Origin of the sequence: Streptomyces sp. ADI95-17, from assembly GCF_003846175.1 — a bacterium.
GTDB lineage: Bacteria > Actinomycetota > Actinomycetes > Streptomycetales > Streptomycetaceae > Streptomyces > Streptomyces sanglieri.
Genome location: NZ_ML123049.1, coordinates 878,094 through 884,404, shown reverse-complemented (window position 1 = coordinate 884,404; position 6,311 = coordinate 878,094). Strand labels below are relative to the sequence as shown.

Genomic DNA, 6,311 nt, shown 5'->3' with positions numbered 1-6,311 from the left:
GTGGGTGATGCCGGGGGGCGGTGCCTGGGGGGGGCGGTGTCGGGAGGCGGTGTCGGGAGGCGGTGTCGGGGGGGCATCCGCCCAGTGCCTTCGCCAACGCTCCCTCCGCCTGTGCGACCCCGCTGCACGTGTCGTCGGCCTCCGAGGAGTTCCCGTCCGCGCACTCCTGGTCGCGGAAGGTGGCCCACCGGGAGAGCGCGCCGGCTCCACTGCGTTCGGCGAAGGCACGCTGTGACGCCGCGTCGGCGAGGGTGGACGTCTCCCCCGCCACGTCGTCGACGGCTGGGCCGAGGATCTGGCGGCGAAGCGGGGTCCTCGGCTGCTGCCGTGATCTGCCGCTGCCACGATCTGCGCGAGCGCCGGTCTCCGTGGTGCGGTCCGGCGGCTACTCGCCGGTGACGCCGTCGATGCGCTCCCGGATCAGGTCGGCCTGGCCGTTGTGCCGCGCGTACTCCTCGATCATGTGCGTGAGGATGTAGCGCAGCGAGAACACCTCGTCGCCGTAACTCCCGGTGACGTCGAGGGACTCGGCGGCTTCGACGACGGCCCGGGAACGGGCACACTCCTCGTGCCAGATCCGGAACGCCTCTTCGGTGTCGGCGTCCGCGACCTCGAACTCGGCGAACTCGCCGGGATTCGGTCCCGGCCAATGCGCCGGCGCGACCTCGTCCCTCAACACCCTTCGGAACCAGGACCGTTCGACCTCGGCGAGATGCCGGACGAGCCCCAGCAGCGTCAGGTCCGAGGGGGAACGGCCGGCTCCCGAAGCTGCGCGTCGGTCAGCCCGGCGCACTTCATGGCCAGGGTCTCGCGCTGGTACTGGAGAAATCCGGTCAGCGAAGCACGCTCGCCGCCCACCTGCGGAGGTCTGTTCCTCGGGTCGTCATTCATCGCGTCATCATGCCAACCACGGCGGCTGTGCGCCCAGTTGTTCTGCCTTCCGCTACGGTGCGGGACGCTCGGTCAGCAGGGGGAAGAGTCTGGTGACCGCGGCCACGGCCACCGTGCCTGCCGGGCGCGCTTCGGGCCGCTGGTCCCGTTCGCGGTACCCGGCCAGCAGAAGGCGGATCGAGGCGGCGAGTTCGGCCATCTCCGCCGGGGCGAGGTGGACCACGGCGCTGAAGGATTCGTCGTGCTGCCACTCGGCGGGCGCCCGGTCCCGGTGGGCCAGCCAGTGCTGGTAGCTCTCGTCCTCCAGCCCGCGGGCGAGCACGTCGAACTGTTCCGGCGCCGCCTCGTCCGGCTGCTGCCCGGAGTCCCAGCGGAGCCGCCACGGCCGGGCCCGCCCGCCCTTGTGCGGGACTTCCTCGATGAGGCCGTGCCGGGCGAGTTGGCGCAGATGGAACGAGCAGAGGCCGGAGCTGTGCCCGAGACGGGCTGCGGCCTGCGTGGACGTGACGGTGCCGGCCTCGGCGAGCAGGTCCAGCAGGGCGATGCGTACGGGATGGTCCGGGAGCGGGCGCCGGGCCCGTTGCGCGGACGGTGGCGCGGATGCGGCACGTCGGTCCTCATGACTCCGGACCATGCCCGGCCGGTCTTCGTCCTGTCGGCCTTCCCTCTGCCCGTCTCCGCTTTGCCTGTCTCCGTTTTGCCTGTTCTCATCGCTCACTTTGCAAAGACTGCTACTTTGCAAAGCATTCGGTCAAGTGGCCTGCCGTCGGCCGGGGATCCTCCCCGGCCGACTCGGGCATGCGCGGAAGGCGTTGATGATCCATGTCCATGGCTGTCGGTTCCGGTGACACCTCGCAGGACCGCCGGGTGCGCGTACAGGGCGAACCCGTCGAGTCCTTCCCCCGGTTGGCGCCGGAGGTGGAGCGGGGTGCGGTACGCCGCATCACCGTCGTCGGCGAGGAGATCCTGCGCCGCCGGTGCCAGGAGGTCACCGAGTTCGGCACACCGGAGCTCTCACGGCTGGTCGACGACATGTTCGCCACGAACCAGGTGGCGGAGGGCGCAGGGCTGGCCGCCAACCAGGTGGGCGTGGACCTTCAGTTGTTCGTGTGGGACATCACGGACGAGTGGGGAGTGCGCCACGTGGGGCACATCGCCAATCCCGTCCTGGACGAGGTACCGGCCGAGCAGCGCAGGCTGATCGACGAATCCGAGGGGTGCCTGTCCGTTCCCGGGCCCTACCGCGTGGTGCCGCGCCTCGACCGGGCGGTCGTACGGGGCCGCGACAAGGACGGCGGATCGCTGGTGATCGAGGGCAGGGGCTACTTCGCCCGCTGCCTCCAGCACGAGACGGACCACCTCCAGGGCCGCCTCTACCTGGACCGGATCTCCCAGCGGGAACGCAGAACGGCTCTGCGTGAAATGGCCGGGGCCAGGGACGAGACCTTCGCCCGGCGTGCCGCGTCGGCCGCGAAGCTGGGCAAGTAGGAGGCGGCCGGGGGGAGCGAGCGGCTCAGTCGTGGAGGGTGACGTCGGGCAGTGGGAGGCCGGCGGCGTCGAACAGCGCGGTTCCGCAGTCGCAGCGCTCGTCGGCCAGGGTCTGGTTCGCCGGCAGTTCCCAGACCAGCATCGATGAGCAGTTCGGGCAGTTCAGGCTGACCAGGGTCTCGTCGGGTGCCGAACCCCAGGCCCGCACCGGGAGGCCCTGGTGCGTCAGCCCGGTCAGCCCGGTCGGCTCGCGCTCGCCGGTCAGCGCGACCAGCACCTCGTAGGTGTCGGTGCCGTTGTGACACGCAAAGAGCGTGCAGCCGAGATTCGCCAGCACACCGGACAGATGATCGAGCTGGCGGACCGGGAAGTCACCGCGCCGCAGGGTCGGGTCGGACTCTGCCGCGCGGTAGGCGGCATCGGTATCGACGCCTGCCGGCTCCACCCCGAAGGCCCGCACCCGCCCGGCCACGAACTCCGCCAACTGGCCCGGGTATTCCTCACCGGTCCAGTCCATCTCGAACACCACACCGTCGACCCGGACCCCCCGGGCCCGCTCGCCAGGGGTCAGGACCAGCTCTTCCAGTTCCGTCACGGCGAGCACGCTATCAACTGCCGGATCGCGCACCGAACGGTCGTCGTACCGCCGTTGTGCCGTTGTCGCGCGTGCCCGATCACGCTCCCGCGAGTCCGGCCGGTCCTCCCGTTCCGCGCAGCAGGGTGTCCACGACTCGCGTGGCCAGCACATCGGTGTCACCGCCGCCCGCCCCCTCCTTGGCTGCCTCGTGGATGAGGGCGTAGTAGACGCGCCGGGTCCAGTCGAGGTCGATGTCGGGACGGAGCACGCCGGCTTCCTGGGCGCGGCGGAAGACCCGGGCGCAGGTGGAGCGGACCTCGGCGTGGATGCGGGCCGCCTCGGGGTGGGTGTCGTCGGCCGTGCGGTTCATGGCGAACGACCAGTCGGTCTTCACGCGGAGGACGTTCGCGGTGACCTGGTAGAGGGCGACGAGCGGCGGGGCGGCGTCCGGGCGGGCGGTGTCGACGGCCTCGGCGAACTGGCGGGCGGCCCAGCCGGTGAGCTCGTCCAGGAGCGCATCCCGGGTGGCGAAGCGGCGGTGGACGGTGGTCCGGGCGACGCCGGCGGCCCGGGCGATCTGCTCCATGCTCGCCGCCGGGTTGGCCGCGAGGACCTGCTCGGCCGCCTCCAGGATCGTCCGCACGGTCCGTTCGCTGTCGGCCCGGAGCGGCCGTTTCGTCTGCTGCTTCTGCTCCGTCATGCCGACACGCTACAGCAGCACCCCCCTGCGCCCCCTACTTGCATCACTCATGTTGCAGGTTATAGATTTTCGGCGTCGGGGAAGTAGCGACTCCGCGTCCCGTTCGTGAGGAATCGACATCAGGGAGCAGTGATGCAGCATCGGATTCTCGGCCGCACCGGCATCTCCGTCAGCAAGTTCGCCCTGGGCACCCTGCGCCTGGGCGCCTGGGGGAACAGCGACCACGACGACGCGGTCCGGTTGATCCGCACGGCGCTGGACGGCGGGATCAACTTCATCGACACCGCCGACCAGTACTCCGGCGGCGAGGCCGAGGTGATCATCGGCAAGGCCCTCCACGGCCGTCGCGACGACGTGGTGCTCGCGACCAAGGGTCACTTCCCGGTCCGGATGGGGGAAGACGACCCGAACCGGCGGGGCAACTCACGGCGTTGGCTCACCCGGGCCGTCGACGACAGCCTGCGGCGGCTGGGCACCGACCGCATCGACCTCTACCAGGTGCACCGCCCCGACCCGGCCACCGATATCGACGAGACGCTCTCCGTGCTCTCCGACCTGGTGCGCGCGGGCAAGATCATGGCGATCGGAACCTCGGACTTCCCCGCCGAGCAGATCGTCGAGGCCCAGTGGGCCGCCGACCGGCGCAACCACATCCCCTTCCACACCGAGCAGCCCCCGTACTCGCTGTTCGTGCGTGCCATCGAGGCAGATGTGCTGCCCACGGCACGGAAGTACGGGCTCGGCGTGCTGACCTGGAGTCCGCTCAACAGCGGCTGGCTGGCCGGGCGGTTCCGCGGCGACGAGCCGATCGAACTGGACGCGTTCCGCCGCGTGGTGGCGCACAAGTTCGACCTCGGACTGCCCGGCAACCGGCGCAAGCTCGAAGCCGTGGAGGAGCTGCTGGTCGTGGCGCGGGACGCGGGCATCCCGCTGACGCACCTGGCGCTGGCGTTCGCCGCGACGCATCCGGCGGTGTCCTCGGTGATCCTCGGGGCCCGCACCATCGACCAGCTGACCGACCAGCTCGCCGCCGCCGAGGTCCGGCTCGACGACGAGATCCTCGACCGCATCGACAAGATCGTCCCGCCCGGGGTCACCCTCAACCCCTCGGACGCCGACTACCGCCGCCCGGCCCTGGCCGCCGCGGAGCGACGGCGCGGGCCCACCGCCTGACCCGGCCCCAGGACATCAGCCGGCACCACCGGCCGCTGTCGGCCGCGGGCCCAGCACGAACCAGCGTGCGGGCAGCTCGACCCGCGTACCGTCGGGCAGGTACTCGGTCTGGGCCAGGGCCGCCGCGCCCTCGTCCAGGGTGGTGAGACCGGCGTCCCGGAGCAGTCGCCGTACCTCCTCCTCGGTGGCGCTGGCCGGCTTGAGCCCGTGGGCCAGCACCCGGCGCAGCTTCTCCGGCGGCCCGTCCGGGCCCAGCGCCACCTGCTGGAGCACCTCCTTGGAGGCCGGAGTCGGCTCGGTGACGAAGGCCCGCCCCCGCTCCCCCAGCAGCGCCGCGACCGCCGCGGCGACGGCGGCCCTGGCCTCGGGCTCGCTCTGGTGGATCACGGCACGCATATAGACATTGGTGTCGCCGATCCGCTCGCGCAGGGCCGCCACGGCCTCCGCGTCGACGAGGTCGAGCCGGGCGAACTCCGCGACGCCCTCGGTGTCCGCGCGGCGGGCGTGCCCGATGGCCGCGTGCGAGAGGTCCACACCGATCGCGCGGGCGAAACGGGTGGCGAGGTAGCGGGTCTGGGTTCCGTTTCCGCAGCCGAGGTCGACGACGGGCAGCGAGGTGTCGGCGTGCGGCAGCAGCAGTTCGGTGTCGGGTGCGGAGGTGAGGGACGGGTCGGAGTCCCAGATCGCCTCGCCGGGCGTGTCCGAGGTGGCGGACCAGTAGCCCTCCCACGCCTCGCGGTAGTGCTGTGACACGTCCATGTGCGCTCCCGGTCCGTTCGTCCTGCGACGCCGTGCGGCGTTCCGCGGCGTCCTGCTCAGGACCGGACTACCGTCCGGGACGGCCCCGGCAAGACCCCGCACGGCATCCACCCGGTCACTGGCCGGGCCTTCACCAGGTGTGCGACCTGGGGCCCGGGATCTTGGCGAGTGCCTGTTCGAACCAGACGGTCTTGCCGTGCGCCGTGGTGCTGGTGCCCCATTCGCGGGCGAGGCCGCTCACCACGATCAGGCCGCGCCCGGACTCGTCGTGGGAAGTGGCGTCGAGCAGCGTGGCCGGGGCGGGTTCGTCGTCGCTGACCTCGCACAGCAGGGCGCCGGTGCGCACCAGCCGGAGCACGATGTGGTGGGACCGGCCGTGCTTCACGGCGTTGGTCACGAGTTCGCTGACCATCAGCTCGGCCGCCTCCACCGCGTCCGGCAGGTTCCAGTCGAGCAGCTTCCCGCGCACCAGTCGTCGTGATCGCGCCACTTCGCGTGGGTCCAGGGCGAGCTGCCACTCCGCGACGTCTTCGCCCGGGATGCCGTTCAGCCGGGCCATCAGCAGCGCGACGTCGTCCTTGCGGCCTCCGCTCGGGTTCAGGGCGCGGATGATGGTGTCGCAGGCGTCGTCCATGGAGGCCGCGGGATGGGCGGCCGAGGCACAGAGCGCGGCGAGTCCGGCGCCGATGTCCTGGCCGCGCACCTCGACCAGCCCGTCGGTGC

General features: G+C 71.6%; 7 protein-coding genes and 1 pseudogene. 2 read left to right on the top strand and 6 right to left on the bottom strand.

Annotated features, from left to right (window positions below):
• Positions 1–385: 385 nt before the first annotated feature.
• Positions 386–891, bottom strand: a pseudogene (locus tag EES42_RS30610) (DinB family protein).
• A 52-nt stretch (positions 892–943) separates the two neighbouring features.
• Positions 944–1,525: a helix-turn-helix domain-containing protein gene (locus EES42_RS30605; protein WP_124721503.1), complete on the bottom strand. Its 582-nt coding sequence runs from the start codon at positions 1,523–1,525 to the stop codon at positions 944–946.
• A 194-nt stretch (positions 1,526–1,719) separates the two neighbouring features.
• Here EES42_RS30605 and def point away from each other — a divergent pair, with 194 nt between their 5' ends.
• Entirely contained in the window at positions 1,720–2,379 is a 660-nt protein-coding gene (def, locus tag EES42_RS30600; RefSeq protein WP_124721502.1) for a peptide deformylase, read from the top strand.
• A 25-nt stretch (positions 2,380–2,404) separates the two neighbouring features.
• On the opposite strand, the gene EES42_RS30595 is transcribed toward def, so the two are convergent.
• Complete coding sequence (locus tag EES42_RS30595) at positions 2,405–2,974, bottom strand: hypothetical protein (RefSeq protein ID WP_241196669.1); 570 nt, start codon at positions 2,972–2,974, stop codon at positions 2,405–2,407.
• Between the two features lie 79 nt (positions 2,975–3,053).
• Entirely contained in the window at positions 3,054–3,656 is a 603-nt protein-coding gene (locus EES42_RS30590) for a TetR/AcrR family transcriptional regulator (protein WP_124721500.1), read from the bottom strand.
• 132 nt (positions 3,657–3,788) lie between these two features.
• Here EES42_RS30590 and EES42_RS30585 point away from each other — a divergent pair, with 132 nt between their 5' ends.
• Complete coding sequence (locus tag EES42_RS30585) at positions 3,789–4,829, top strand: aldo/keto reductase (protein WP_124721499.1); 1,041 nt, start codon at positions 3,789–3,791, stop codon at positions 4,827–4,829.
• Between the two features lie 15 nt (positions 4,830–4,844).
• Here the strand turns inward: EES42_RS30585 and EES42_RS30580 are convergent, their stop codons facing one another.
• Both EES42_RS30580 and EES42_RS30575 read right to left on the bottom strand, forming a co-directional pair.
• Complete coding sequence (locus EES42_RS30580) at positions 4,845–5,588, bottom strand: class I SAM-dependent methyltransferase (protein WP_124721498.1); 744 nt, start codon at positions 5,586–5,588, stop codon at positions 4,845–4,847.
• 130 nt (positions 5,589–5,718) lie between these two features.
• Positions 5,719–6,311, bottom strand: a 593-nt coding sequence (locus EES42_RS30575) for an ATP-binding protein (protein ID WP_164495370.1), incomplete at its 5' end; no start/stop codon positions are given.